Raw genomic sequence first — 24,942 nt, 5'->3', positions numbered from 1 at the left:
TATGTTTACTCAAGACCATAAACACATGCTTTACCAAAACAAGATTTCTCGCGCTAAACGTAGCTTCGACTTCTTTGCGTCCATGTTCGCGATTGTTTTGTTCTCTCCGGTTTTCCCAATCATTGCTCTTGCGATTGTGATGACGTCTAAAGGGCCCGTCTTTTATCGCCAACTGCGTGTAGGAAAATCGACACCCGAAAAGATGGAAATTTTTGAAATTCTTAAGTTCCGCAGCATGTACGAAGATGCTGAACAACGATCTGGTGCTGTTTGGGCAACCAAGAACGACCCTCGTATTACCCCTGTTGGTCGTTTTTTGAGAAAGACTCGTCTTGATGAACTGCCACAGCTTTTTAATGTCATTAAAGGCGATATGTCGTTGATAGGCCCTCGTCCAGAGCGCCCTACCTTCTATAACAAACTTGAAACTGAGATTCCGTACTTTGCAGACCGCACCTATGGTGTGATGCCAGGGATCACCGGCTTAGCTCAAGTTAACCAAGGTTATGACACTTGCATTGAAGACGTAAGACGCAAAGTCGGTTTCGATCACAGCTACGCACTTAGCTTATGCTCAATGAAGTCATGGATCATTGCTGACCTGTCGATTATCAGTAAAACTATCATCGTTATGGTGGATGGGCGTGGTCGCTAGTTAAACAACAACGCTACGGAATCAGGCTATTGGAATGGAAGCTTGGCGAGTGACGCGATAGCGCCTGACCTTACCTTCCATTTCATCGTTGTATTCACCAAGATATTCGCCACCACATTTCTCAATCACTTTTTGAGAGGCTGGGTTATCAACTGAACACGTGACTATCGCCGACTCGGTTATGGCGTTGTCTCGAACCCACGCCAATAGGAAGGAAGCCACTCCTTTTCCTCGAGCTGTAGGCCTTGTTTCGTAGCCAATATGCCCAATTACGTTTTCTACATAGTCATTGGTACCTTGTCTGACTCGAATCGCACCCAAGATTTGATTATCTGATACACACTAATAGGTCTTACTAAGTAGATATCCTTCTGGTAATCCCGTGGTGTCTTTTTCACGCCTGATGATGTTAGAAAGGTGTCCTTCTGGATCCTTTTCTACATCTTGATATCTGGGAATACCCGATTCAGAGCACTCCTTGGCATAGCTTTCCATCAATGGCGCTAAACCAATACTCGCTTCTACCACTTCCATGTAATTATCCTGATACAAAACTCGACAATGCTGACTTATATGCTTTTTAAATTCTAAACGCGCTCTTCGAGGCCAAACTTCTTGAAAAAGTCTGATAAATCGAGCGTCGCCAAGTCTTTAAATTCACCTGCATCATAGAAGCGACCTTTACATGTAGGGCAACTCTCGAACCAGATATGAGGTTGTTGAGGATCCACTAAGCGCAGTAACTTGTTATTCGGACAAACAGGACAACTAATACGATCTACGGCATTAAATGCCTTACCTACCTCTTCGTCACCATCATCGATAACATCTGCTAAAGGTTTCATTGATTCAACTTCACATCGGTCAATCCATAAACCTTTGCAGTCCACGCATCTTTCCACATCGCCAAATGGTGTCTGCAGTTGCTCAAAATCAGAGCTACATTTAGGACATTCCATCTTTTTACCTTGCATATCAAATTTTCCTTATGTTATTTCTTCGAGAACAATTCAGTATTTCATCACTGAATAGCTTTCGCTGTTTCATATGGATAACACAATACCATCATATCGCTATTATTTTCAGTAACTTAAATCACCCATCTTTTGACTTGGTCACAAAATGTGGATCATTTGGGTAAGAAAACGCTCTCAGGGGTAGCCAGTTGAATGATATATCGCCATTAGTATTTACAGCGAAACACAGAGTACAAAAAGCCCGCGATCCTTCTCAGGATCGCGGGCTTAAGAATTGCTATCTATTGTAATGAGCCGTGTTAAGCAGCTTCGAATGCGAGGGCCTTCTTTTCTACTTGTCGGAATATCAGAGTTAGTAGTCCATTTACGCCTAAGTAGAATGCGCCTGCGATGCTGAACACAGTGAGTGTGTCGTAGGTTTGGCCGTTGATACGCTGTGCGTAGCCCATTAAGTCCATGATGGTGATGGTACTCGCGAGTGACGTGCCTTTGAATACCAAAATCACTTCGTTTGAGTAGGCTGGAACCGCGCGGCGCAGTGCATAAGGAAGTAACACTTTAAGCGTTGCCACTTTATCCATACCTAACGCTCGACAAGCTTCCCACTGCCCCACTGGAATCGCGTTGAATGCGCCTTTAAATAGCAGTGTGCTGTATGCTGCGGTGTTCAAGGCTAGAGCCAACATTGCACAGAACCATGGCTGACTGAGCCAAGTCCACATAAAGCTTTCACGAATCCAATCAAACTGACCTGGACCGTAATACACCAAGAAAATCTGCACTAAAAGAGGCGTACCAGTAAATAAGGTAATGATGCCACGAGTTAGCCAATGGATAGCTGAAAGCCTTAACACCAAAGTCACGGTCATCAAAAGCGATAAGATGCAGCCGACAAGTAGCGATGCGCCTGTAAGTTGAATGCTGGTCACTAGGCCTTCAAGCATTTGGGAGAAGTACTGTTCATTCATGCCATCGCTCCTTTAGCGCCTAAGCCTTGGATTGAGTATTTCGCGTCAATCACTTTTACTGCTCTTTGCGTCACCAAGGTGATCACTAGGTAAATCGCTGCTGCGGTTGCGTACCATGTGAATGCTTCATGTGTTGCCGCTGAAGTTAGCTGTGCTTGTTTTAATAGATCAGTCACACCAATTAACGATACCAAAGCCGTATCTTTCAGAAGAACTAGCCACTGGTTGGTTAAACCCGGCAGTGCGTGTCTTACCGCTTGTGGGAGAACAATCTTGAAGAAAGCGTGCGATTGAGGAATGCCCAGTGCGCTTGCTGCTTCTCTTTGTCCTTTGCTCACTGCTTTTAATGCGCCACGCAAAGTCTGCGAAGCGTACGATGCAAAAATAAGTGACAGTGCAACAACACCAGATAAAAACGGGCTCACCTCAATGAAATCGCCAGTGATCATAAACAGCACTTGAGTCGAGCCAAAGTAGATAAACAACACCACTAAGATCTCTGGCAAACCACGAACCATGGTTACAAACGCCGTGGTTGGCCATTTAATTGCGATACGTCGAGACATCTCTCCACTGGCAAACAGTACTGCTAAAACTAATCCGACTAATAGGCTGACAAATGCAAGCTGAATGGTCATCCAGCTTGCTTCGACGAGCCCTAGAGAGTAACCCGTTAATTCCATATTACTTACCGAAGTACTTGTTGAAGATCACGTCGTATTCGCCGTTCGCTTTCACAGCTGCTAGCGCTACGTTTAGTTGGTCAACGAGCTCTTGGTTGCTCTTGTTTACTGCGATACCAAAGCCATTACCGAAGTACTCTTGGTTCGTAACTTGATCACCCACGTATGTTAGGTTGTCTTGCTTTTTAAACCATTCAGCCACAACTGCTGTGTCACCAAATACTGAATCGATACGGCCGTTTTTCATGTCGATGAATGCATCTTGGTAGCTTGAGTAAGGTACTGCAGTTACGCCAGTCATCTGCTCTAGTAGGTAGCTTTGGTGTGTTGAACCGTTTTGAACGCCAACACGCTTGCCTTCTAGTGCTGCTTGATCAGCAACTTTACCCTCAATAGAAATGAACGCAGCAGAGTTATCGTAATAAGCGTTAGAGAAGTTCACCTGCTTTAGACGAGCATCAGTAATATCCATCGCCGAAATTGCCGCGTCGTAACGCTTGAATTTAAGTGCAGGGATTAAGCTATCGAACGCTTGGTTGTGGAAAGTACACTTCGCTTTCATTTCTTCACACAATGCGTTTGCTAGGTCAACATCGAAACCTTGGATTTGGTTGTTTTCATCCATGAACTCGAATGGTGCGTAAGTCGCTTCCATTGCGAATTTAATCTCTTGTTGCGCTGCCGCGTTGAAAGAAGCAAGACCGATAAGTGAAGCTAGTAGAATCTTTTTCATGTTGTTACTCCGAATATGTGTAGTTGCAGCCTGCGGCCATTCTTATAATTGGATTGTTTTAATCAATGTTATGTTTTAGCTAAATCTGATCCTGTAGGTAGATCTAGTGAGTAAGATATTCAGCAAACTCAGGCGTCTGAGGATTGATAAACGCATCGCTCGTGCCGTGCTCAACGATGTACCCTTTTTCTAGGTAGAGAACATGGCTAGCAATCTTTTTCGCAAAATCGACTTCATGAGTGACAACCACTTGCGTGATGCCGGTTCCGCTTAACTCTTTAATAATACTGACAACTTGGTTGGTGATTTCAGGGTCGAGTGCTGCGGTTGGTTCATCAAACAGCAACACATCTGGCTTCATCATCAAAGCACGCGCAATCGCGACACGTTGCTGTTGTCCACCTGAAAGTTTTAACGGCCATGCGTCGGCTTTGTCCGCTAATTGAAGTGTCTCTAGCACTTTCTTCGCCTGAGTAATCGCCTCTTGTTTATCCATTCCTGCAACTTTGACTGGTGCTTCAATCAGGTTTTCAATCACCGTCATATGTGGCCAAAGGTTGTACTGTTGGAAAACCATGCCTACTTTACGACGAAGTTGCAGCCCCTGTTTATCTGGGATTGAGCTTGAAAAATCAAACGACTCACTAGCAATCTCTAGTTGGCCGTCGTCTGCAATTTCCAATAGGTTTAGGACGCGAAGCAATGAGCTTTTACCCGCACCACTTGGGCCAAGTAAAACCAATGTTTCACCGCTTTCGCAATTGAACGAAATATCGTGAAGAACCTGGGTGTCGCCATACGATTTATTGATGCTCTTTACTTGAATACTCATGCCAAAATACTGCATTAATTGTCATTTGGTAGTTATTCTATTCATTGGCAATTTTTATGCAAGAAAAATGTATAGAAATTTATTGTGTTGAATTTTTGTAACAAATATTGCATAAAATGCAGGCTATCTATCTGGTCTTACAAGTTTTAGATCTATCTCATTGAATTAAAAATAAGGTGCTCAAATTAGCAAACGTTTGAACGCAGTTTTATAAAACAAGGCTTCGATAATGACATTCTCTTTACGTTAAGAAAAATAGAGGTATTCGATGAATAAGTATTGTAGGAATCAACTCGAAAAGAGTTATGAGTAATCACTTAATCAGGTGCGAGATGGTTTAAAATAAACGCGGTGAGTCATATAGTTAGAGATGTAGTAATCTCCAAGATCAGCTCGTATCGCACATTACAATCAGCGATAACGTGTTCTAATGGGTTATCAATCTATACTAAGGTAGTCTCATGTCCGACTCTGCTTCTACACTTGAAGATCAAACCACACCGCCACCGGAACAAACAAAAAAGAGCCTAAAGATCTTACTAGAGCTCTTTCAGTTCATTAAGCCATACCGAGGCAAAGTGGCTATTGCACTGATAGCTCTGATTTTTACTGCAAGTCTCACACTTACGGTCGGTCACGGCGTACGTATTCTTATCGACCAAGGTTTTACCCAACGCTCAACCGATGAGTTGGGAAATGCGATTCAATTTATGTTGGTGATCATTGGTTTGATCTCCATCGGGACTTTCTTCCGTTTCTATCTGGTGTCATCGGTTGGCGAGCGTGTCAGTGCCGATATACGCTTAGCAGTATTCAAGCATGTGGTCTCGCTGCATCCGAGCTATTTTGAAACCAACGGCAGTGGTGACATTATGTCGCGTATCACCACTGACACTACCCTGCTACAAAGCATTATTGGTTCGTCATTCTCCATGGCGATGCGCAGCGCATTGATGTGTATTGGCGCCGTGATCATGCTGTTCGCGACCAATATCAAACTCACGCTAATCGTATTGGCCTCCGTTCCCTTTGTTCTGGTACCGATTCTGGTTTATGGCCGACGTGTGAGAGCTCTTTCACGTAAAAGCCAAGATTCAATGGCCGACGTCGGCTCTTACGCTGGTGAGGCAATTGAGCACATCAAAACCGTTCAGAGCTATAGTCACGAGCAACAAGAGATCGCTTCATTTGGTAAGGAAGTAGAGAAAGCGTACGAAATTGGTCGTCAACGCGTTAAACAGCGTGCGATTCTAGTCTCTGGCGTGATTCTGATTGTATTCAGCGCTATCTCAGGAATGCTCTGGGTTGGTGGGAGTGATGTGATTAATGGCACTATGTCGGCAGGTGATTTGGGCGCATTTGTGTTTTACGCAATCATGGTTGCTTCATCGCTTGGCACCATCTCTGAAGTCATGGGTGAACTTCAACGTGCTGCAGGTGCGACTGAAAGGCTGATTGAAATTTTGCATGTTGAGAGTCATATTATTGCGCCAGTTAGTCATCCTCAAACGACCGAGGGATTAGCGGCAGAAATCGCTTTCAATGATGTGACCTTTAGCTACCCTTCACGCCCAGATGATCCTGCAACAACGGCGCTCACTATGACAGCAGAAGAAGGGAAAGTATTGGCTCTGGTTGGGCCGTCCGGTGCCGGTAAAACAACGTTGTTCGAACTACTGCAACGTTTTTACGACCCACAAGTTGGCAGCGTTACACTTGGCGGCGTCCCGCTTCACCAATTTGACCCGAAGGAACTACGCTCGCAAATGGCGTTAGTACCACAACAACCCGCATTATTTAGCCACGATGTGTTTCATAATATTCGCTACGGTAATCCAAGTGCGACCGATGAAGAAGTCATTGTAGCGGCGAAGAAAGCCCATGCTCACGACTTTATTATGTCGCTACCTGAAGGCTACAACAGCTTCTTGGGGGAGCTAGGTGTTCGCTTATCGGGAGGGCAACGTCAACGTATCGCTATTGCTCGTGCGATCTTAAAAGATCCAAACATCCTATTACTGGATGAAGCGACCAGCGCACTCGATAGTGAAAGTGAACACCATGTTCAGCAAGCCCTTGAAGAGCTTATGAAAGGCCGAACTACATTGATCATCGCTCACCGACTTTCTACCATCAAACACGCCGACCAAATTGCCGTGCTTGACCAAGGTAAGCTGATAGATCTCGGAAATCACGAGTCGCTGATGCAGAGCTGCAACCTTTACCAAAGATTGGTGGAGTTGCAGTTTAAACACGTTCGTGGATAGGTAAGCCGGTTGATGAGTCTTTACTCATTGGTCACAAGTCACAGCTCGCCATTTTCAATGTTGCAGCGATGTTAAAATGGCGATAGTGTTTTTATTCCAATAACTCATGATTTCTCAAAGATCATTCTAACCACAATAAGAGAGTCTGCATGGAAGCACTATTATCTGAATACCCTGTAATCACAGAAATCCCCGTGGCTTGGGGAGAGATGGACGCACTCAATCACGTGAACAATGCCGTCTACTTCCGTTATTTTGAAACCGCTCGCCTAGACTTTTTCAAGCATGTTGAGCTTATGGAAGAGATGGCAGTCACTAAGGTTGGTCCAGTGCTCGGTGATACTTACTGCAAGTACTTCCGCCCAGTCACCTACCCTGACACACTGCTAGTAGGTTCAAAAGTAACAGAGGTTCAAGACGACCGCTTTACCATGGAATATGCCATCGTCAGTAAGGCTCAACAGAAAGTCACCACTATTGGTACAGCCACTATCGTGATGTTTGACTTTGCATCCAACCAAAAAGCGCTACTGTCTGTCCGATTACTAAACGAAATTCAAAACATGAGCACGCTAAAAACCCCGTGCTTTAAGCAAGAAACCGTCGCTGAGCAACAGTAGATCCACTTTATAGATTTAAGAAAGGCCACTCGAATGAGTGGCCTTCATTTTTTAACTGAGGTTCATTTAACCAATAAGGCTTGATGAACGTCTAACCAATGGTTAATGTGCGCAGCAACACGCTGAGGCTGTTCCATTGTTGAAAGGTGTCCACAGTCAGGAATGACGTGTAGCGACACATTCTCGATATGCTTTGCCATCAGTAGATGATTATCAATTGGACACAATAGATCGTCTCTACCAGTAATCACCAATGTTGGAATTTTAATATCCGCTAGCAGTGGTCTAGAGTCTGGTCGTGTTGCTAAGGCATGTGCATGTGCTTCGAATCGACTAACACCGACATTAATCGCCATTTGTGAGATTTGCTCTGTAAGTTGCTGGTTGTGCGATTGGTTGGGATGGATTAACACTGGCATCAATACATTAGGAGTGATTGACTCAAACTCCCCAGCTTTTGCCTTATCAACCAATGCATAGCGCTTTTCCGACACTTCAGGCTTTTCGTCAGCAGAGTTGGTATCCATAAGGATTAACCCTTTTACCCTTGTTGGTGCTTGACGTAAAACTTCAAATGCCAAGATGCCACCCATTGATAAGCCGCCCAGAATAAAGGTGTCTGGGGCATCCTTTAATACTTTACTCGCCAATGCTTGCATGGATGTTTCTGCAGCTAAGTCACTCGTAAAAGGAGCCACCCAATTGGGCAGCTCACTATTGACCTCATGAAACAAGGCTTCATCACATAACAGACCAGGCAACCATAATAGTGGTACTTCTGGTTTCATTATTAGTCGCCCTGTAAGGTTTGTGGCTGATCAGAACCAAGAACTACATAGGTAAAGCTGTTACCACGTAGGTTTTCAAGGCTATAAGATGCCCCTACTGGCACACTGAACACATCACCCGTTGTTAACACCAACTGAGCCTGCTCGCCATCTTGAACTAGGTTAAGTAACGTATCCCCTTCAAAATTAATCAGCACCTGTTTTTCGCTACGCTGATGAACCGGAATACTTGCCCCTTCAGTCAACTCATACGCCATAATACTTACGTCATCGACGCTCTTCACTTGGAAGTCGTACTCTGCTTCGGGGTGACCCGTCAGTGCGTATTGTTTCACGTTCGGGTTAGAAAAATCCCCTTTGATCTCGCGATAATCTTTTTTCAGCGCCACAAAAGGCATCATCTGTTCTGCTGTGTAAGTATCGAATTGAGACAACTCTTGCTCGGTTAGCAATGGCATCAATTCAGATTCATTTGGCACAGCATCACCATCAATGGTATCGACTAGCGTGCCGTCTGCTTTTAGGTATAACCCGTGACCTTGGCTATCTTTAATCACCTTAGGATGCCAAACCACACCACCACCGGAATTATCTCCACCTAACACAGAGTACATAAAGCCATAATCTCTACCTACCACTTCGAATCCTCGGAATAGATTAGTAGGAATCGAGATCACATCACCGTGTGACAGTACCGCTTCATGCTCTCCTTCATTGCCCCAATAGAAGCGGAATTGACCTTTAAATACAACAAACAGTTCTGCAGTGTGGTGTGAGTGGAGAGAGTTCTTAATACCTGGCGGTTGGCCCGCAGCACCAATATTGAAACCGGCCGTTTCACGAATATGAACGTGCTGGCGGCTACTTTCGGCAACACCCGTACCGATAATGCAGAAGTTATCTTTTAAGTCACTGCCAGGCGTTCGTGCATCAATGAATGCACTGGTACCTGGGATCAGTTCCATATAGCGAACTAAATTACTATTAATTTTATTTTGTAGGGTCATTATTCGTTCCTTTCGCCAACTGTTGGGGCGAGTTTTTAGCTCAGCCACCAGTCAGGTTGTTAGTTTTAATTACTTAAAGGTCTACCACCATCTACTGCGATGGTATTGCCCGTTGAGAATGTAAGCAGCTCTGCAGCCGCGAACACCGCATTTGCGACCTCTTCGTCATTAGCGAGTCGTTTAAGCGGAGTCGATTGTTCCTGCGTATCACGCCACTCATCATCCAGCCCTTTGACAAATTCGGTATCAACAAGACCCGGAGCAACCGCAAGAACTCGAATGTCTGGAGACAAAGCTCTTGCTAACGAGCGCGTCATGTTCTCAACCGCAGATTTGCTCGCGCAGTAAGCGACGTTACTTCCCATCGCAGTTTGTGCCGCTATCGATGTGATGTTGACGACACAGCCTTTCGCGTTTCTAAGTGCTGGTTCGAACGCTCTAACCATCGCAAAGGGGGCTCGAACATTGACGCGGAAAATCTTGTCGATCAGGTCATCACTTAAGGCGTTCAAATCATGGTGAGGGACAAACTTTGTCATACCCGCACAGTTCACCAACAGATCCAACGATTGCGAACTTTCGCTAACTTGTTCCGCCAATGCGCTGATCGCGACACTGTCTTCAACATTAAGCTGATACATAGCATGACCGTTGCCTTCAAGACTGTTCAAAACCTGCTCTGCTGCACTCTGGTTGCTATTAAAAGTAAATACAATGCGGTAACCAGACTTGGCCAGTTTTTGACATATGGCGGCTCCAATGCCGCCACTGCCGCCTGTAACTAAGGCGAGTTTTGTCATGTTACGCCTCTACTGATTTGTCTTTATAGCGACGTACACGGATATCAGCTTGCTCTTTGTGGCCAGCGAACCCTTCCAATGCACATAGACGAGAGCAGTATTCACCCACCTTCAAAGAGGCCGCTTCTGTTACTCGTTGGTAAGTACAAGTCTTGATGAATTTACCTACCCACAGGCCACCGGTGTAACGCGCCGCTTTGTTTGTTGGAAGTGTATGGTTGGTACCGATACATTTGTCGCCGTAAGAGACGTTGGTCTCACGACCTAAGAACAGTGCACCATAGTTGGTCATGTTATCTAGGAAGTACTTAGGATCTTTGGTCATAACTTGCACGTGTTCCGAAGCGATCTCATCTGCCACTTCAACCATCTCTTCGTAGCTATCACACACAATCACCTGACCGTAATTTTCCCATGCTTTACCCGCCACCTCAGCTGTAGGAAGAATAGTCAATTGACGTTCAATCTCTTTTACTGTCTCTTCAGCGAACGATTCGCTGTTCGTGAGTAGTACCGCTGGAGAGTTATAACCATGCTCAGCTTGGCCAAGTAGATCTGCAGCAGCGAGTTCAGGGTCACAACCCTCTTCGTCCGCAATGACTAAGGTTTCTGTTGGACCAGCAAACAAATCGATACCAACACGACCAAACAGTTGACGTTTTGCCTCTGCCACAAATGCGTTACCCGGACCAACGATCATGTCAACAGGTGCAATCGACTCCGTACCTAGAGCCATCGCACCAACCGCTTGAACGCCACCGAAACAGTAGATTTCATCTGCCCCTGCCATCGCCATCGCAGCAACAATCGCAACGTTTGGTTGACCATTGAAAGGTGGAGCACATGCAATAACACGTTTTACGCCTGCCACTTTAGCCGTAAGGACACTCATGTGTGCAGAAGCGACCAACGGGTATTTACCACCTGGGATGTAACAACCCACACTGTTCACTGGTACGTTTTTGTGCCCCAGTACAACGCCCGGCATGGTCTCAACTTCTACATCGTGCATCGAGTCACGTTGGATCTGTGCAAAGTTGCGTACTTGCGTTTGAGCAAACTCAATGTCGTGTTTAGTCGACTCATCTAGAGCATCAACACATGCCTGAATTTGTTCTTCTGTTAAACGAAACTGCTCTGGAGACCAGTTATCAAATTTTTCTGAAAGCTCACGAACTGCACTGTCACCTTTCTTTTCAATATCAGAAAGGATGTTTTCAACGGTTTGACGTACTTGCGCGTTGTTTGATGCTGATGCTTCTTCAGTGATTCCGTGTTTTAGAATGCGAGCCATGCGTAGTTCTCCTTGTCGCTATGCCTAGTGTTTGCTTATTGGTCAATTAACTCAGAATTATTAGTTTATGTATGATTTTGGATACGAATGCAAAACAAACATAAACATTTTATTAACACTTGGCAAATCATATTTCAACGACCTGAATTTTCACTTAAACTTCTGTTTTTATTGAAAACACACACAATTAGAAGGTAAAAAACCAAATATAAGGAATGAAAAACAATCCATTTATGTTGCATTCGTCACACTGTTTTTACTCTTTTTTTACATAAACACATGTTAAGTTTTGCATACCTTTGCAAAAAAGAGTAAACGTAATGAATAACTTTAAGAACACACTTAACAATACAGAACTACTAGGCACTTTTGTTAAAACGCCTCACCCACATATCATTGAAGTGCTTGCGCTCGCGGATCTTTCTTTCATTGTGCTAGACGCGGAACACGCCCCTTTCGATAGGACATCATTAGACAGCTGTATTCTTGCAGCTCGCGCCAATCAACTCCCATGCGTAGTGCGAGTTCAAGACAGCCAGCCATCAACCATTTTGAATGCGTTAGACTGCGGAGCAACAGGAATCCAGATCCCACACGTATGCAGCGCTGAACAAGCGGAGAAGCTAGTAAAAATGTCCCATTATGGTGAAGGTGGCCGAGGCTACGCAGGTTCAAGTCGCGCAGCAAAATACGCCACTAAACCTATGGCAAATCACTTAAAAGACAGCAAGAACAATACCGTTGTGATTGCTCAAATCGAGGACCCCGAAGGTGTTATCAACGCAGAGTCGATTGCTGAGGTCGAAGGGATTGATGCCCTATTCATTGGCCAAGTCGACCTAGCTGTGTCTTACGGTGCTGAAAGTGTAAATGACGAATGCGTGCGTGAAGCGAGCATAAAAATAATCAAAGCAGCTCAACAGGTTGGCAAACCTGTGGGAATGTTTGTCGCTAATGCTGAATTAGCTCGCGAATGGGGTGAGTTAGGCGTTAACTTCTTCTGTGTAGGATCTGAGCACAAAATGATCATTGACGGCTTTCGAAATGAGCATGCCGTCATGAAATCATAAATTTTCTTTGTTATTTGAAAAGTTATACGTATTGTAATTATCAAACCACGCTCATTTCGTCTTGCCTCACACTTGGAAAGGCTGCGAATTAAGGAGATTTCACCATAAAAGCCAAAGTTACCTCTATTGATGTCGCCAAAATGCTCGGCGTTTCTCAATCAACCGTTTCTCGAGCATTTAGCCCGACTGCCAGTATCAGTGAAAAGAAACGAAAAATGGTTATGGACGCCGCCGCTAAGCTTGGGTATACGCCAAACGCAATTGCGAGAAGCTTGATTTCAAACCGCTCGGGGCTGGTCGCTATTGCTTTGGATAGTGAATCTAACCCAATGTACGATTTGCAATCCCGTGCTCTTGCTATAGAAATTCAAAAACGTGGTGGACAGGTTGTTCTGTGCCCGATTGATAAAGATGACTTGGATCTCGCGATTTCAAGGGCGATAGAATACCAGGTAGATGGATTAATCATCGCGACCAGTCGTCTGACTTCGCGAGCCTTTGCCCAGTGTGAAAAGTTTGGGGTTCACTTAAGCTTAATCAACCGTTACACAGAAGGCATTAATGCTAACAGCGCCGGTCTTGATAACCAAAGAGCAGGCACACAAGCAGCAGAATACCTACTTGAGAAAGGCTATAAGCAATTGGCCTATGTCAGTGGTGATGCCGGTTCAATGACCAGTGATAAACGTTGGCTTGGTTTTTCCGAAACCGTGAAAGCGCATGAAGCTGTCCCTCCTATCTTCATCAATGCAAAATACAGTTTTGAAGCAGGTTTAGAGGCCGCTAAAGCGTTACTGGAACACACATCAAGACCCGACGCTGTTTTCTGTGCCAATGACATCTTAGCGATGGGCGTGATTGACGGCTTGAGACAGCTTGGATGCAGTATTCCACAAGACTTCGCCGTTATGGGCGTTGATGATATCCCAATGGCGTCATGGCCAAGCTACGATCTGACTACGATTGCCCAGCCAGTTGACAAAATCGTGCAAAGCGCGGTCGAAGATCTAATGCAACGTATCAACGAAAATGTCGATGCAAAAGGCGAATATCTTCTCCAATCAGGCACTATCGTTGAGCGTGGCAGTACGAAAACAAATTAATTAGCGACTTTGAAATTAATAGTCGTCAAATTGATACTCCTCCAACATCTATCCAATAGATTTAGACTATAAGCCCTAATTTCATATTGGGGCTTTTTTCTGTGATCCACTTTATAAAATCACCAATTGCCATTTATTATGTTATCAATAATGAACATTTGTTATTGACTTGTTATCCTTGCATTTATAATTTTGGATTCGTATGCAAAACTAGGATATGAAGTGCGTATTAACAACCCACTGACCAACATGACTCAAATGAATGCACATAGAAGTCATGTGAAGAACAAGGAAGAACAATGAAACGCGCAATTTTTACCTCAATAACTGCCCTTAGCTTAACGCTTGCCAGTATGAATACGTTTGCAAGTAATGTCATTCGTCTTGCTCACGACAGCCAAGAAACATCCCCTGTACATAAAGCGATGCTGCACTTTGAGAAAGAGCTTGAAGCTCGCTCGAACGGTGAACTAGAAGTCGACATCTACCCCGCACGTCAACTGGGAGACGTAAGAGAAACGACCGAATTGGTTCAACAAGGCAACCTACAAATGACATTTGGTGCATCCGTACTTCTTTCACCGTATGTTCCTGAATTTAACGTTCTCGATGTGTTCTATCTTTTTGAAGATGAAGAGCAAGCTCATACAGCACTCGATAGTGAAAAGATCGGAAAACGCCTACTGAGCTCTATGGAATCCAAAGGCTTTCACGGCCTTGGTTTTATGGAAGTTGGTTTTCGCAGTATTACCAATAACAAACATCCCATTGAAAGCATTGAAGACCTAAATGGTCTAAAAATTCGCTCAGCTTCAAATCCAACACAAATTAGTGCTTGGAGATCGGTCGGCACAGCACCGACACCACTCTCTTGGGGTGAGATCTTCACTTCGCTACAACAAGGCTTAATCAATTCACAAGAGAGCGCGGTTTACTCAATTTATGCTGAGCGCTTCTATGAGGCACAAGAGTACCTTTCTCTAACGAACCATATCTACACAAACTATGTTCTGTTCATGAATAAGGAGTTCTGGGACTCTTTACCAAGCGATCAGCAGACTCTAATTAATGAAGTCAGCCAAGAGACTATTGCAGTACAACGTGATCTCGCAGCAAAGCAAAACCAAGAAGTGATCAAAGAGCTCGAAGCTAAAGGTATGACAGTAAATGTGGTGCCGACCGACGTTCGTGCTCAAATGAAAGAGAAGATGAATGCTGCGGTTTATCAGGAATTGCGCAGCAAAACGGGCGAAGACCTCTTTGACAATGTGATCGCAGAAATAGAGCAACTCTAAACCACGATCGCAACCTTAAAGTGTTCTACCTCAGACTTTGAGCCATTTTGCTTAAAGTCTGAGGCACAATTTATTCATTGGCTCTTGACGCCCTTTTCAGTTCTCTTTGGAGTTAAGTATGAAATGGTTTCGCCTGTTCGACCGATACTTCGAACCAACACTTATCGTGTTCTCTGTTACTTTAATGACAGCGCTATTGTGCTTGCAGATAACATTACGCTTGTTTGATGCGTCCATCCCTTGGGCAGAAGAGCTCGCTCGCTACCTATTTGTTTGGGCGATGTATTTAAGCATCAGTTATTGCATACGCGATGACCGACACATTCGTATCCGTATTTTTGTTGATAAGTTACCGGGTAACCTAACCCACTACAGTTTGATCTTATCAGACCTTATATATTTGGCGTTTAGCTGCACGGTCGCTTGGTTTGGATTTAAAGTGATAGGCCGTAGCCTAAAGCTAGGACAAATTGCTCCGGCTATGGAGATTCCAATCGCTTGCTTATACGCCTCTGTACTTGTGTGTGCCGTTCTAAGCGCGATACGTTTGATTGTCAGTATCAACAAACGTATCTCAATTGTCGCGCACTCTCCTAAATCAGCACGATTTACGCAGCGCCGCTATCGTCACTTGAAAGCGAAGCATCGTACGTCTAACCGTTTATTGGATCTAAGCCTATGACTTCTGCTCTTCTATTTGGTAGCTTCGGTCTGTTACTACTGATTGGAGTTCCGGTTGGTATTGCTCTCGCAGGCGCAAGTATGCTGGCAATATTGAGCCTACCTTTCCTAAACACCGAATTCTTGGTTCAAGGCTTGGTTACTGGCCTTGATTCCTTCCCACTGCTGGCTGTTGTCCTATTTACACTTGCTGGTAACTTAATGAGCCAAGGCGGAATATCTAAACGCCTTCTGCATGTTGCTGAAGTCTTCTTTGGTCACTTCACCGGAGGCTTGGGGATTGTTGCGATTGTCGCATGTATGTTTTTTGCCTCCATCTCCGGTACTGGCTCAGCAACGGTTGCCGCGATTGGTTTGACTATGATTCCGTCTATGGTTAAAAAAGGTTATGACCGAAGCTTTGCTGGTGCACTAATAGCCTCCTCTGGCGGTATCGGAGTAATTATTCCCCCATCGGTTGTAATGATCGTATACGCCATTACTGCTGAAGTCTCAGTTACAAAAATGTTCATGGCCGGTATTATCCCAGGGATAGTCGTCGGGCTAGTTCTTATCGGCTACTGTTTGATTGTATCTAAAATCCGCGGCTACAAAGGTAACGATAAAAAAGCAACATGGCCTGAGCGACTGGCGGCACTAAAAGAAGCTATCTGGGCAATGCTATTACCTGTGATCATCCTCGGTGGAATATACTCCGGTGTCTTCACGCCAACGGAGTCTGCTGCGATTGGCGTGTTATACGGCCTGTTTTTCGGCATGTTTGTCTACAAAGAGCTTGATTACAAAAAGGTCGTGAAGATCATTTTAGAATCTTCTTTATTGGTGGGGGCAGTGCTTGTGATTGTAGGCGCTTCGGTCACTTTTGGTCGAATCCTAACACTTGAACGTCTGCCGACTGAAATCGCACAGTTCATTCTCTCTATCACGGAAAACAAACTGCTGATCTTGCTATGCATTACCGCATTACTATTGATCGTCGGTACATTCATGGAAACATTGGCTGCAATCGTTATTTTGACGCCAATACTGCTGCCTATTGTGACCGCCTTAGGAATGGACCCAATCCACTTCGGTATCATTATGATTGTCAACTTAGCTATCGGCTTTGTAACACCACCGCTTGGAGCGAACCTTTTCATGGCCAGCCAAGTCGGTAACGTGCCGATCGAATCCTTATCCCGCGCTATTCTAGGCTGGATTGGTGCCATGCTCGTCGCCTTGATGATCATTACATTCATTCCAGCCATATCACTCTATCTTCCAGAGTTGCTGTCTTAGGTGCTGTCCTAAAAGAAGCCACTAGATATTCGTTTCTAGTGGCTTTTTGGCTTAACCTCAAGTGCACTCGTTTTGCATTCGAATCCACAAAAAACAAACAAAATCAAACAAGCGGTTAACAATTAAATTTCAGTTGTATTAACCAACCATCCGAAGTTTGAGTATTTACTCTTCTTTCCTTACTTCTACGAATCTTCACAGATTATCGGCTCATTTAATTCTATAACTATCATTGAGATTAAAAATACTTTAAATACAGATAGTTGATAATGATTATGTTCTTATATACGCCTAGCCCTACTCTATACAGAAACCCAATCAATGGTTCATTCTCACCCATTTACGACTAACCAAGTATATTATTAAAATTGTTAAAAAACAGATCTAAACCACAATAAACGAACACGCCCAAAACAACTCGTTGACACATTGGTAACAAACAGCAATATTGGATACGTAACCAAAATAATTCAAAAACTATTTTTTTAATGCATCAGGAGGTGATTAATGGCTATGGTTGGCTTTGATTCTAAATGGCAAGATTTTCCAGATTACATATTAGGTATTACTAAAGAAATTTGGGAAGATCGAGGCCTGAGTACCCTACATAATTATTATTCACCTGACATCATAGTCCGCACACCACTCGCAATCACAACCGGTAACGAAAAAGTCATTAGCGCGACAATGGGAACATTGGCTGAGTTCCCAAACCGCACCTTATTGGGTGAAGACGTTATCTGGTCAGGAACTCCTGAGCAAGGCCTGCTTTCATCACATCGAATCATTTCAACGGCAACTCACACTAACGATGGTGTATTTGGTAGAGCCACGAATAAGACACTTAAGTTTCGAATCATTGCAGACTGCCATGCCATCAACAATCAAATCAATGACGAGTGGATGATCCGTGACATCGCTGCCATTTCAAACCAACTTGGTATGACGTCTGAAGAGTACGCTCGACAACAAATTGAAGCAGAAGGCGGTGTCGAAAAATGCTCATACCCGTTTACTCCTCAAGTGGATATCCAAGGCCCTTATCTCGGTGTGGGTAACGACAATGAATACGGTCAACGCTATGAGGACATACTGCGACGTTTAATGAGTGCTGAATTCTCAGTGATACCGAAAGAGTATGACCGAGCATGTATCGGTGAGTACACAGGCGGGAAAACTGCACTCTCTCATAATGAAATAGACCAATTTTGGATGTCACTGCGATCTTCATTTCCAAACGCTGAGTTTAAAATTCATCATCGTATTGGTCGCAATGACGAAATGATGTCACCTCGTGCAGCTATCCGCTGGTCGTTGCAAGGCAAACATGAAGGCTACGGTATGTTTGGAAAGCCAACAGGAAAAGACGTTTACATCATGGGAATCAGCCATGCAGAGTTTGGACCTTGGGGTTTACGCAGAGAGTTTACTCTACTTGATGAAAGTGCTGTTTGGAAACAGATTCTAATCCAAGTCGGCTAAGTATATAAGGAAGTATTATGATGAACAGCTTGATAGAGAATTTCTACAAAACCTATTTTAACGCTCAATCTACAGAGCGGAATCAAGTAGCTCAAGAGATGCTAAATGCTGATGTTAAATGGTGTGTCGCGCATCCGATTAACGATGTCTTCGGTGTCGATGCAACTGAGCAAGCATTTCTATTACCGCTAATAAACTCGTTACCTGACATTGAACGACGTCCATCGATCATCATGCAAGGTGAATACCAAGGCCGAACTTGGGTAAATTCTACAGGTTATTTTGTTGGTACATTTGCACGACCACTGTTTGGAATTCCAGCAACAGGTAAAACACTCTACTTGCGCTATACAGAGATGGTTTGCATACAAGATGGGCAAATTACTGAATCCTACTTAATACCTGATTTTATTGATGCCATGAACCAAGTTGGCGTGAATCCACTGCGAAAAAGCCTAGGTCATATGGGGTTAGTCCCTGCCCCAGCGACTCAAGATGGAATACAGGCAGGTAACATCGATATCGAAGCGAGTGAAAAGAGCCAAAAGCTAGTCCTAGACATGTTAGATTGCTTGGGTCGATTTGACGGAAAGCACCTTGATTCAATGGATTTAGAAAATTATTGGCACAGTGATTTTATGTGGTATGGACCTGCGGGGATCGGTACGACACGTGGAATTCAAGGATTCCGAGAGCACCACCAAGGGCCATTTGTATTCGCTTTCCCTGATAGAAGTGTTGATATTAAGCTCAATATTTTATCCAAAAATGACTACGTATCCACAGGTGGTTGGCCACACATGCACGGTACACATACTGGCAGCAGTGGTTGGTTAGGACTGGCAGCAACCGGCAAGCACATTGAACTTCGCGTTATGGATATTTGGCGACGAGAAGGTGAATTACTCAAGGAAAACTGGGTCGCTATCGATATAGCACACATATTAAAACAGCTTGGCTACGATCTGTTTGCGCAAATGGAAGAACAATTAAAAGGACGTGAGTATGTATGAGTTTGGCGCTTTAAACTGGACAATTCTTGGTACTTACATCGTCCTAACGTTAATTATGGGTGCCGTTGTTGGTAGACGTGTCACCTCCGCTAACCAATTTGCGTTGGGCGACAAAAATATTCCTTGGTGGGCCATTGGTATTTCTGTTGTCTGTACCTATGTCAGTGCTATGTCTTTTCTAGGAGGGCCGGCTTGGTCATATAAAGAAGGCTTGTCGGTAATCGCAATCCATCTTAACTACCCTCTCGTGATCTTTTTTATCGTTGCAGTGTTTATGCCGTTTTTTTACAACAACGGCCTCACTTCAATTTACGAATATCAAGAGCGACGCTTTGGTAAAGCTTCACGTATCACTCTGTCTCTGATTTTCTTAATTAAACAGGCGATAAGCTCAGCGGCGGTCTTGTACGCGACCTCACTAATTCTTGAATTCATTACAGGTATTGACGTTACTTACTGCATCATCATTGTTACGGTTATCGCACTGATTTATACCGTAATGGGGGGAATTGCCGCCGTTATTTGGACAGATGTTATTCAAGCGATCATTTTGTTTGTTGGGGCATTCATCATCATTGAAGCTGTCTGGAACGGTATGCCTCAGCCCATGACAGAGGTAATGCAAGATCTTAAGTCACAAGGAATGACCAATGCGTTGCAAACTAATTTAGATTTAAGCCAAGTCACCACTGTGTGGGCTGGTGTTATCGCGATGACGATGTTCCATACTACTGTATATGGCGGTAACCAAATGATGGTTCAGCGTTGTATGGCGGCGAAAAGTATGGGGGATGCAAAAAAAGCGATGCTAATGATGGGTTATGTTGCTTTCTTCATCTACTTCGTTTTCATTCTGTTAGGGGTATTATTTAACGCGTATTACGATGGCAAAGAGTTTGAGAATGGCAATACTATTATCCTTCACTATGCCAGTGAATACGGTATGCCAGGGCTAATGGGGATCATCGCGGCGGCTATTCTAGCAGCGAGTATGTCCAGCCTGGATTCCGCATTTAACTCTATGGCTACCGTATCGGTTACTGACTTCTATAAACGCTTCTACAAGAAAAATGAGTCAGAGGAACACTACCTCAAAGCATCACGTTTCTTCACGGTTATGTGGGCATTATGTATCATCATTCCAGCCTTCATGTTTGCAACCAGCAGTGGTTCAGTTTTAGAAATATTGAGTAAAGCAGGTTCCTATTTTGTCGGCGCTAATTTCTGTATGTTCGTGCTTGGTTTCTACTCTAAACATATTACTGAGAAGGGACTATTACTTGGTGTTGCTGCAAGCTTCTTAGCGATTTGGTATGTAGCTGTTGCAACAGATATTGCTTGGCCTTGGTACTGCGTAATCGGTGTTTTGGTTAATACGATTGCCGCATACGCTGCAAGCTTGTGGCTAACCGGCAAACAGACAAAGATGCACCTCTACACAATCAAAGGTCAGCAAGCAGAATATGCGCGTTTGAACAAACCGATCAAAGAAGATGGTTGGTATGTTGTTCCAGGCAAAATTGATGCACCTTGTTGGGGGCTGTTGGTCATGTTTGTATTCTCGCTCGTACTACTGTGGGGAATTAACGAGTTTATTGACAATGCGCCAATGCTGATTAACTTTATCCGAATTTGCTCTGTTATTGTTGCTACAAGCATAATCGGATATATGATTTACTCATTCAAACGCTCTAAGCCATCAAGAAAAATAGAACAAATCAGTTAAAATTCAATTTGTTAACTTTTAAAAAGGCTCACTATCGCAGTGAGCCTTTTAGTCTCTGATAAACACCAGTTCTTGATTAACTAGGTTCTTTAAAGCCCTTGAACATACTGGTTATTGGTCCTAATTTGCACTAAGTGATTTAAGTTGTCTATCGCAGCTTGGTCGCCCGTTATCAGCGCTTCAAATTGCGTAATCAACTCCACCTTGTCCGCTTTCTCTTTTGACCCTGAACCGATGTCAGTCAGGTCGATAAAGAACTCATCAAACAGGTTTGAGAGATCCGTAACTGCACCTTGGTTTAAGAACTGCTCATGGTTGTAAATGCTTGGGTAGCCTCCCTTCTGTTTATCGACCGCAAACGAGGTGCCTTTCACATTGGTAATCGTGGTTGCTTTCTCACAACGCAGCATACAACCATCTTCAATAGCCGGTTTGTTACAGCCAACTGTTCTTTGGAAGAAACACTGACGACTGGTCATCATCAGAATTGGATGATAGATACTGTAGTAAAGCTTGAAACCTTCAGGACGACGAACATGGCGCAGTTGACCTTTGTTCAGCTCATTTGAAAGGAAAGCACCCGAACAGTTCAATTGCTCTTTTAGCGTGTACAAAGCGTGCGAGTTGGTCGTGTTCATGAATGGACCCGCCACCCACTCAATACCCATCTCATAAGCCTTGTAAGCAATCCCGGTATTGTTGGTCACAATGCGCTTTGGCTTTACAGTTTCAAGAATGCGAACCGCTTCAATGTAATCTTTGCCAATCAGTACTGCTGGGAACCAAGGGATCAAACTCGGGTTCTCAGACAAGATATCAATATACTTGTTGTTGCGCTTTTTGTAGCTCTCAGGCAGTTTGAAGTAGATGTCTGCCTCCGTCACATCACAAAGGTGCAGATCGGCAGTGTCAGCAATCAACATAGACAGTGTCGGTGTCTCGTTCACTTTGCCAAATTTCGGTAGCGCAGGAACATCAACATTCTTAACAACGTCTACAGAACCATTCAGAATAAAGTCGATCTCTTCTTTTAACTGGGTTAGCTCTTTCAAAGAGACAAATAGACCTTCATTGAACTGCTCAAAATCATAACCTTCAAGTGAGTGAATACCACTACGAAGTGATTTGAAGCGCTTTTCTAAGATTTCCTTGGTCAGTGGTTTCTCACCCTCTGCTATCAATACAGATTGAGACTTCACGTCAAAGTTGTCTTTGTCAGAAATCACTGACACCACTAGAGGCTCACCTTGACAGGCACTGAATGAAAGCTTGATTGGTGTTTTGCGGATATCCAGATACTGGATTTTGCTACGCATCTCATCACCCAACACATCTTTCGCTGCGTGAAGGTCTTTGCTGACATCTTCAATCTGAACAACTGAGATCGCATCTTCAGCATTGGGATCAAACTGTTGAACCTGTTTTGCAGCCTGCTCTACCGCATAATTTTTACTATTATCACGCGGGTTATCGATGAACATGTCTTTCGTTAAGTTACCCTTCAAGAAAGAGTTGGTGAAATCACGGTTAAATACCTTGTGTAGGTTTGAATCATCACCTATCAGATCGCCACTCTCGATAAAGCTGTCGATCTGCTTGCGCCATGTATCGATTACGGTGTAAACATAGTGAGCACCTTTGATACGGCCTTCAACTTTCAGCGAATCAACCTGTGCGTCTACCAGTTCTGGTAAATCAAAGTAAGCAGAGTTGTCTTTCAGGTTAAGTGGGTAGCGGTTACCTGCATCAGTAATCTCATATTCGTCGCGACACGCCTGTGAGCAGCGGCCACGGTTACCTGAGTTACCGACACTCACTGAGCTTGAGTAACACTGACCAGAAAACGCGATACACAGAGCACCATGAACAAAGACTTCTGTTAGAACATCATGGTCATGCGCAACTTGAGTCAGCTCTTTAATCTCAGGCAGGTTCAATTCACGCGATAAGTTCACGCGTGATGCACCAATCTTAGCCAAGAACTTGATTTGGCCTTCGTTGTGCGTAGTTAGCTGGGTAGACGCGTGAACATCGATCGTTGGAAAGTATTTCTTCACCAGATCAAACAGACCCAAGTCTTGGACAATAATGCCATCAACCTTAGTGTTCACAAGTTGGTTCAAAAGCTTGCTGATGTTCTTGATTTCACTCTCAAGTAACACGACATTCAGAGTCAGAAAGATCTGACAACCGTACTCATGAGCAAGACGAATAATGCCGTTCAGCTCGTCTAAAGATAAATTCGAGGCGCGGTTACGGGCGTTAAATGTTCCCAGTCCACAGTAGACCGCATTAGCTCCTGCTACGATAGCTGCTTTAATCGCCTCTACATCGCCACCAGGGGCTAATAACTCAATTTTTCTGCTCATTTTTGAAGTCGCTCACTTACTTATAATTTTTAAGCCGCGTATTCTACCCACATCACTACTGCTTTACCACCGCACAGCAACCTTTAAACCCAATGACAACAAAGACTCCTCTAGATTTACCAATCCTTTATTCACTGCGTCGCTGCCCTTATGCAATGCGCGCTAGGCTAGGAATTCTCCTTGCAAATCAACAAGTCTTAATCCGTGAGATTGTCACTAAGGATAAACCAGAGGAACTGCTGGAATGCTCACCAAAAGGTACAGTCCCAGTATTAGTGTTATCCGATGGAAAGGTTATTGAACAGAGTTTGCAAGTTATGGTGTGGGCGCTGGAGCTGAATGACCCTCAAGATTTGCTTCGACAATCCGATGATGAAGCCCATCGCAATGTCTTTGAATTAATTGAAGAGAACGACAACATCTTTATTAGACATTTGGAGCAATATCGTGCGGCAGTTCGTTATCACAATGAAGATCTCGTAGATCGCAGGACTTTATGTGAGGAATTTCTTACCAAGCTTGAGACCAGACTGAAGCAAGGAAACGGTTATCCGAACAAGAGCTACCTATTTGGCGACACACCAAGCGTTGCGGATTATGCAATAGTTCCTTTTATTAGCCAATTTGCGCGTGTCGAGAAAAAGTGGTTTAACCAATCTCGCTACATTGGCGTTCAAGCTTGGTTAAGAAACATTTTAGACAGTGCCCTGTACAGCAAAACCATGAAGGCTTACCCTCTTTGGAACGAGAGTAAGGAAGACATGGTATTTGGTGATTCCGTTTAAAGTTACCAAAACGACTTGAAACACTTACCAATCATTTAATAATTAAATCACTCAATCGCTATCGAAATTTCGACTCTGTCTTCACCGATGTATCGTTCAAAGTCAGTCGTGTAGCGACGAGTATGTGGGCAATCTGCCTGAGTGAAATAGCCCCAAACCTCACCCCATAAATCGATAACCGCTTGAGGCATTTCTCCCTCAGATTCAAAGGTGAGGTATTTACCCGCTTCAATTTGAACACGAGATGTTTGCTCTAAACCCGCTATCGCAGCCTCATCACTGCAAGCGAGCACATCGAATTCACCGGTATAGTCAGATTGATAGTTTGTATAAACACCAAACACTTGTGACTTCTCAGTCAAATGTGGGCCACCTTGCGTCGAAAACGTCTGCCACAGTCCAGCAATATTTGCAGTTTCTAAAGACATCTCATTTTCATTAGTGGTTCTCACTTTAAAACCCGATAACTCCACTGCGTCGATGATTTGAACTTTCATTGCGTTCCCTATTGATTCG

General features: G+C 44.0%; 23 protein-coding genes and 1 pseudogene. 12 read left to right on the top strand and 12 right to left on the bottom strand.

The features are described from left to right. Position 1 precedes the first annotated feature (1 nt). A complete protein-coding gene (locus AC6I7V_RS06455; protein WP_498011580.1) occupies positions 2–655 on the top strand; it encodes a sugar transferase in 654 nt (217 codons plus the stop codon). Positions 656–676: 21 nt separating this feature from the next. Here the strand turns inward: AC6I7V_RS06455 and AC6I7V_RS06450 are convergent. The 6 genes and pseudogenes from AC6I7V_RS06450 to artP form a co-directional block, all read right to left on the bottom strand. Next, positions 677–1,189 (bottom strand): annotated as a pseudogene (locus tag AC6I7V_RS06450) (GNAT family N-acetyltransferase). Between the two features lie 53 nt (positions 1,190–1,242). Further along, positions 1,243–1,614 carry a zf-TFIIB domain-containing protein gene (locus tag AC6I7V_RS06445; protein WP_306416905.1) on the bottom strand — a complete coding sequence of 124 codons (372 nt, stop codon included), beginning with the start codon at positions 1,612–1,614 and terminating at the stop codon, positions 1,243–1,245. Positions 1,615–1,931: 317 nt separating this feature from the next. Beyond that, a complete protein-coding gene (gene artM / locus AC6I7V_RS06440; protein WP_255230788.1) occupies positions 1,932–2,600 on the bottom strand; it encodes an arginine ABC transporter permease ArtM in 669 nt (222 codons plus the stop codon). After that, on the bottom strand, positions 2,597–3,283 hold the full coding sequence (artQ, locus tag AC6I7V_RS06435; RefSeq protein WP_255230789.1) for an arginine ABC transporter permease ArtQ: 687 nt from the start codon (positions 3,281–3,283) through the stop codon (positions 2,597–2,599). Before artQ ends, artM begins: the two co-directional genes overlap by 4 nt. 1 nt (position 3,284) lies before the next feature. Further along, positions 3,285–4,016: a lysine/arginine/ornithine ABC transporter substrate-binding protein gene (locus tag AC6I7V_RS06430; RefSeq protein WP_255230790.1), complete on the bottom strand. Its 732-nt coding sequence runs from the start codon at positions 4,014–4,016 to the stop codon at positions 3,285–3,287. Between the two features lie 103 nt (positions 4,017–4,119). Further along, on the bottom strand, positions 4,120–4,848 hold the full coding sequence (gene artP / locus AC6I7V_RS06425; RefSeq protein WP_498011579.1) for an arginine ABC transporter ATP-binding protein ArtP: 729 nt from the start codon (positions 4,846–4,848) through the stop codon (positions 4,120–4,122). A 461-nt stretch (positions 4,849–5,309) separates the two neighbouring features. On the opposite strand from artP, the gene AC6I7V_RS06420 reads away from it, so the two are divergent. Beyond that, on the top strand, positions 5,310–7,115 hold the full coding sequence (locus AC6I7V_RS06420; RefSeq protein WP_498011578.1) for an ABC transporter ATP-binding protein/permease: 1,806 nt from the start codon (positions 5,310–5,312) through the stop codon (positions 7,113–7,115). A gap of 149 nt (positions 7,116–7,264) precedes the next feature. Further along, positions 7,265–7,735: an acyl-CoA thioesterase gene (locus tag AC6I7V_RS06415; RefSeq protein WP_255230793.1), complete on the top strand. Its 471-nt coding sequence runs from the start codon at positions 7,265–7,267 to the stop codon at positions 7,733–7,735. A 62-nt stretch (positions 7,736–7,797) separates the two neighbouring features. On the opposite strand, the gene AC6I7V_RS06410 is transcribed toward AC6I7V_RS06415, so the two are convergent. The 4 genes from AC6I7V_RS06410 to hisD all read right to left on the bottom strand — a co-directional run bounded on the left by AC6I7V_RS06410 (position 7,798) and on the right by hisD (position 11,624). Further along, a complete protein-coding gene (locus AC6I7V_RS06410; RefSeq protein WP_255230794.1) occupies positions 7,798–8,523 on the bottom strand; it encodes an alpha/beta fold hydrolase in 726 nt (241 codons plus the stop codon). Positions 8,524–8,525: 2 nt separating this feature from the next. After that, complete coding sequence (locus AC6I7V_RS06405; RefSeq protein WP_498011577.1) at positions 8,526–9,530, bottom strand: cupin domain-containing protein; 1,005 nt, start codon at positions 9,528–9,530, stop codon at positions 8,526–8,528. A 65-nt stretch (positions 9,531–9,595) separates the two neighbouring features. Then, the gene (locus AC6I7V_RS06400) at positions 9,596–10,330 is read right to left on the bottom strand and encodes an SDR family NAD(P)-dependent oxidoreductase (RefSeq protein WP_255230796.1); all 735 of its coding nucleotides are present in this window, start codon (positions 10,328–10,330) and stop codon (positions 9,596–9,598) included. Position 10,331: 1 nt separating this feature from the next. Beyond that, positions 10,332–11,624: a histidinol dehydrogenase gene (gene hisD / locus AC6I7V_RS06395; RefSeq protein WP_255230797.1), complete on the bottom strand. Its 1,293-nt coding sequence runs from the start codon at positions 11,622–11,624 to the stop codon at positions 10,332–10,334. Positions 11,625–11,944: 320 nt separating this feature from the next. Between hisD and AC6I7V_RS06390 the strand changes: the two genes are divergently transcribed. The 8 genes from AC6I7V_RS06390 (at position 11,945) to AC6I7V_RS06355 (ending at position 21,272) form a co-directional block, all read left to right on the top strand. Then, positions 11,945–12,694 carry an HpcH/HpaI aldolase family protein gene (locus AC6I7V_RS06390; RefSeq protein ID WP_255230798.1) on the top strand — a complete coding sequence of 250 codons (750 nt, stop codon included), beginning with the start codon at positions 11,945–11,947 and terminating at the stop codon, positions 12,692–12,694. A 140-nt stretch (positions 12,695–12,834) separates the two neighbouring features. Further along, positions 12,835–13,797 carry a LacI family DNA-binding transcriptional regulator gene (locus AC6I7V_RS06385; RefSeq protein WP_498011576.1) on the top strand — a complete coding sequence of 321 codons (963 nt, stop codon included), beginning with the start codon at positions 12,835–12,837 and terminating at the stop codon, positions 13,795–13,797. A gap of 299 nt (positions 13,798–14,096) precedes the next feature. Next, a complete protein-coding gene (locus tag AC6I7V_RS06380) occupies positions 14,097–15,092 on the top strand; it encodes a TRAP transporter substrate-binding protein (RefSeq protein WP_498011575.1) in 996 nt (331 codons plus the stop codon). Between the two features lie 118 nt (positions 15,093–15,210). Then, the gene (locus tag AC6I7V_RS06375; protein WP_498011574.1) at positions 15,211–15,774 is read left to right on the top strand and encodes a TRAP transporter small permease; all 564 of its coding nucleotides are present in this window, start codon (positions 15,211–15,213) and stop codon (positions 15,772–15,774) included. Next, complete coding sequence (locus AC6I7V_RS06370) at positions 15,771–17,051, top strand: TRAP transporter large permease (RefSeq protein WP_498011573.1); 1,281 nt, start codon at positions 15,771–15,773, stop codon at positions 17,049–17,051. Before AC6I7V_RS06375 ends, AC6I7V_RS06370 begins: the two co-directional genes overlap by 4 nt. A gap of 507 nt (positions 17,052–17,558) precedes the next feature. Continuing rightward, positions 17,559–18,533 (top strand): nuclear transport factor 2 family protein, encoded by a 975-nt coding sequence (locus AC6I7V_RS06365; RefSeq protein WP_261883039.1) that lies wholly within the window; start codon positions 17,559–17,561, stop codon positions 18,531–18,533. Positions 18,534–18,550: 17 nt separating this feature from the next. Continuing rightward, positions 18,551–19,546: a nuclear transport factor 2 family protein gene (locus tag AC6I7V_RS06360; RefSeq protein WP_498011572.1), complete on the top strand. Its 996-nt coding sequence runs from the start codon at positions 18,551–18,553 to the stop codon at positions 19,544–19,546. After that, a complete protein-coding gene (locus AC6I7V_RS06355) occupies positions 19,539–21,272 on the top strand; it encodes a sodium:solute symporter family transporter (RefSeq protein ID WP_498011571.1) in 1,734 nt (577 codons plus the stop codon). The genes AC6I7V_RS06360 and AC6I7V_RS06355 overlap by 8 nt, the downstream gene beginning before the upstream one ends. An 89-nt stretch (positions 21,273–21,361) precedes the next feature. On the opposite strand, the gene AC6I7V_RS06350 is transcribed toward AC6I7V_RS06355, so the two are convergent. Next, positions 21,362–23,641, bottom strand: coding sequence for a peptidase U32 family protein (locus AC6I7V_RS06350; protein ID WP_498011570.1), 2,280 nt, complete (start codon positions 23,639–23,641; stop codon positions 21,362–21,364). A gap of 92 nt (positions 23,642–23,733) precedes the next feature. Here AC6I7V_RS06350 and AC6I7V_RS06345 point away from each other — a divergent pair, with 92 nt between their 5' ends. Continuing rightward, on the top strand, positions 23,734–24,426 hold the full coding sequence (locus tag AC6I7V_RS06345; RefSeq protein ID WP_498011569.1) for a glutathione S-transferase: 693 nt from the start codon (positions 23,734–23,736) through the stop codon (positions 24,424–24,426). 47 nt (positions 24,427–24,473) lie between these two features. Here the strand turns inward: AC6I7V_RS06345 and AC6I7V_RS06340 are convergent, their stop codons facing one another. Continuing rightward, positions 24,474–24,923 (bottom strand): GyrI-like domain-containing protein, encoded by a 450-nt coding sequence (locus tag AC6I7V_RS06340; RefSeq protein ID WP_255230805.1) that lies wholly within the window; start codon positions 24,921–24,923, stop codon positions 24,474–24,476. Between the last annotated feature and the right edge of the window lie 19 nt (positions 24,924–24,942).

Source organism: Vibrio sp. KUL70 (assembly GCF_059725515.1).
This window is presented reverse-complemented; position numbering and strand designations above follow the sequence as displayed.

Coding starts and splice junctions, on each gene's coding strand:
- AC6I7V_RS06350 (WP_498011570.1), bottom strand. CDS start 23,641: ATGAGCAGAAAAATTGAGTTATTAGCCCCTGGTGGCGATGTAGAGGCG.
- AC6I7V_RS06455 (WP_498011580.1), top strand. CDS start 2: ATGTTTACTCAAGACCATAAACACATGCTTTACCAAAACAAGATTTCT.
- AC6I7V_RS06405 (WP_498011577.1), bottom strand. CDS start 9,530: ATGACCCTACAAAATAAAATTAATAGTAATTTAGTTCGCTATATGGAA.
- AC6I7V_RS06355 (WP_498011571.1), top strand. CDS start 19,539: ATGTATGAGTTTGGCGCTTTAAACTGGACAATTCTTGGTACTTACATC.
- artP (WP_498011579.1), bottom strand. CDS start 4,848: ATGAGTATTCAAGTAAAGAGCATCAATAAATCGTATGGCGACACCCAG.
- AC6I7V_RS06375 (WP_498011574.1), top strand. CDS start 15,211: ATGAAATGGTTTCGCCTGTTCGACCGATACTTCGAACCAACACTTATC.
- AC6I7V_RS06365 (WP_261883039.1), top strand. CDS start 17,559: ATGGCTATGGTTGGCTTTGATTCTAAATGGCAAGATTTTCCAGATTAC.
- AC6I7V_RS06390 (WP_255230798.1), top strand. CDS start 11,945: ATGAATAACTTTAAGAACACACTTAACAATACAGAACTACTAGGCACT.
- artQ (WP_255230789.1), bottom strand. CDS start 3,283: ATGGAATTAACGGGTTACTCTCTAGGGCTCGTCGAAGCAAGCTGGATG.
- AC6I7V_RS06410 (WP_255230794.1), bottom strand. CDS start 8,523: ATGAAACCAGAAGTACCACTATTATGGTTGCCTGGTCTGTTATGTGAT.
- AC6I7V_RS06400 (WP_255230796.1), bottom strand. CDS start 10,330: ATGACAAAACTCGCCTTAGTTACAGGCGGCAGTGGCGGCATTGGAGCC.
- AC6I7V_RS06380 (WP_498011575.1), top strand. CDS start 14,097: ATGAAACGCGCAATTTTTACCTCAATAACTGCCCTTAGCTTAACGCTT.
- AC6I7V_RS06370 (WP_498011573.1), top strand. CDS start 15,771: ATGACTTCTGCTCTTCTATTTGGTAGCTTCGGTCTGTTACTACTGATT.
- AC6I7V_RS06415 (WP_255230793.1), top strand. CDS start 7,265: ATGGAAGCACTATTATCTGAATACCCTGTAATCACAGAAATCCCCGTG.
- AC6I7V_RS06340 (WP_255230805.1), bottom strand. CDS start 24,923: ATGAAAGTTCAAATCATCGACGCAGTGGAGTTATCGGGTTTTAAAGTG.
- AC6I7V_RS06345 (WP_498011569.1), top strand. CDS start 23,734: ATGACAACAAAGACTCCTCTAGATTTACCAATCCTTTATTCACTGCGT.
- AC6I7V_RS06445 (WP_306416905.1), bottom strand. CDS start 1,614: ATGGAATGTCCTAAATGTAGCTCTGATTTTGAGCAACTGCAGACACCA.
- AC6I7V_RS06360 (WP_498011572.1), top strand. CDS start 18,551: ATGATGAACAGCTTGATAGAGAATTTCTACAAAACCTATTTTAACGCT.
- AC6I7V_RS06420 (WP_498011578.1), top strand. CDS start 5,310: ATGTCCGACTCTGCTTCTACACTTGAAGATCAAACCACACCGCCACCG.
- hisD (WP_255230797.1), bottom strand. CDS start 11,624: ATGGCTCGCATTCTAAAACACGGAATCACTGAAGAAGCATCAGCATCA.
- artM (WP_255230788.1), bottom strand. CDS start 2,600: ATGAATGAACAGTACTTCTCCCAAATGCTTGAAGGCCTAGTGACCAGC.
- AC6I7V_RS06385 (WP_498011576.1), top strand. CDS start 12,835: ATGCTCGGCGTTTCTCAATCAACCGTTTCTCGAGCATTTAGCCCGACT.
- AC6I7V_RS06430 (WP_255230790.1), bottom strand. CDS start 4,016: ATGAAAAAGATTCTACTAGCTTCACTTATCGGTCTTGCTTCTTTCAAC.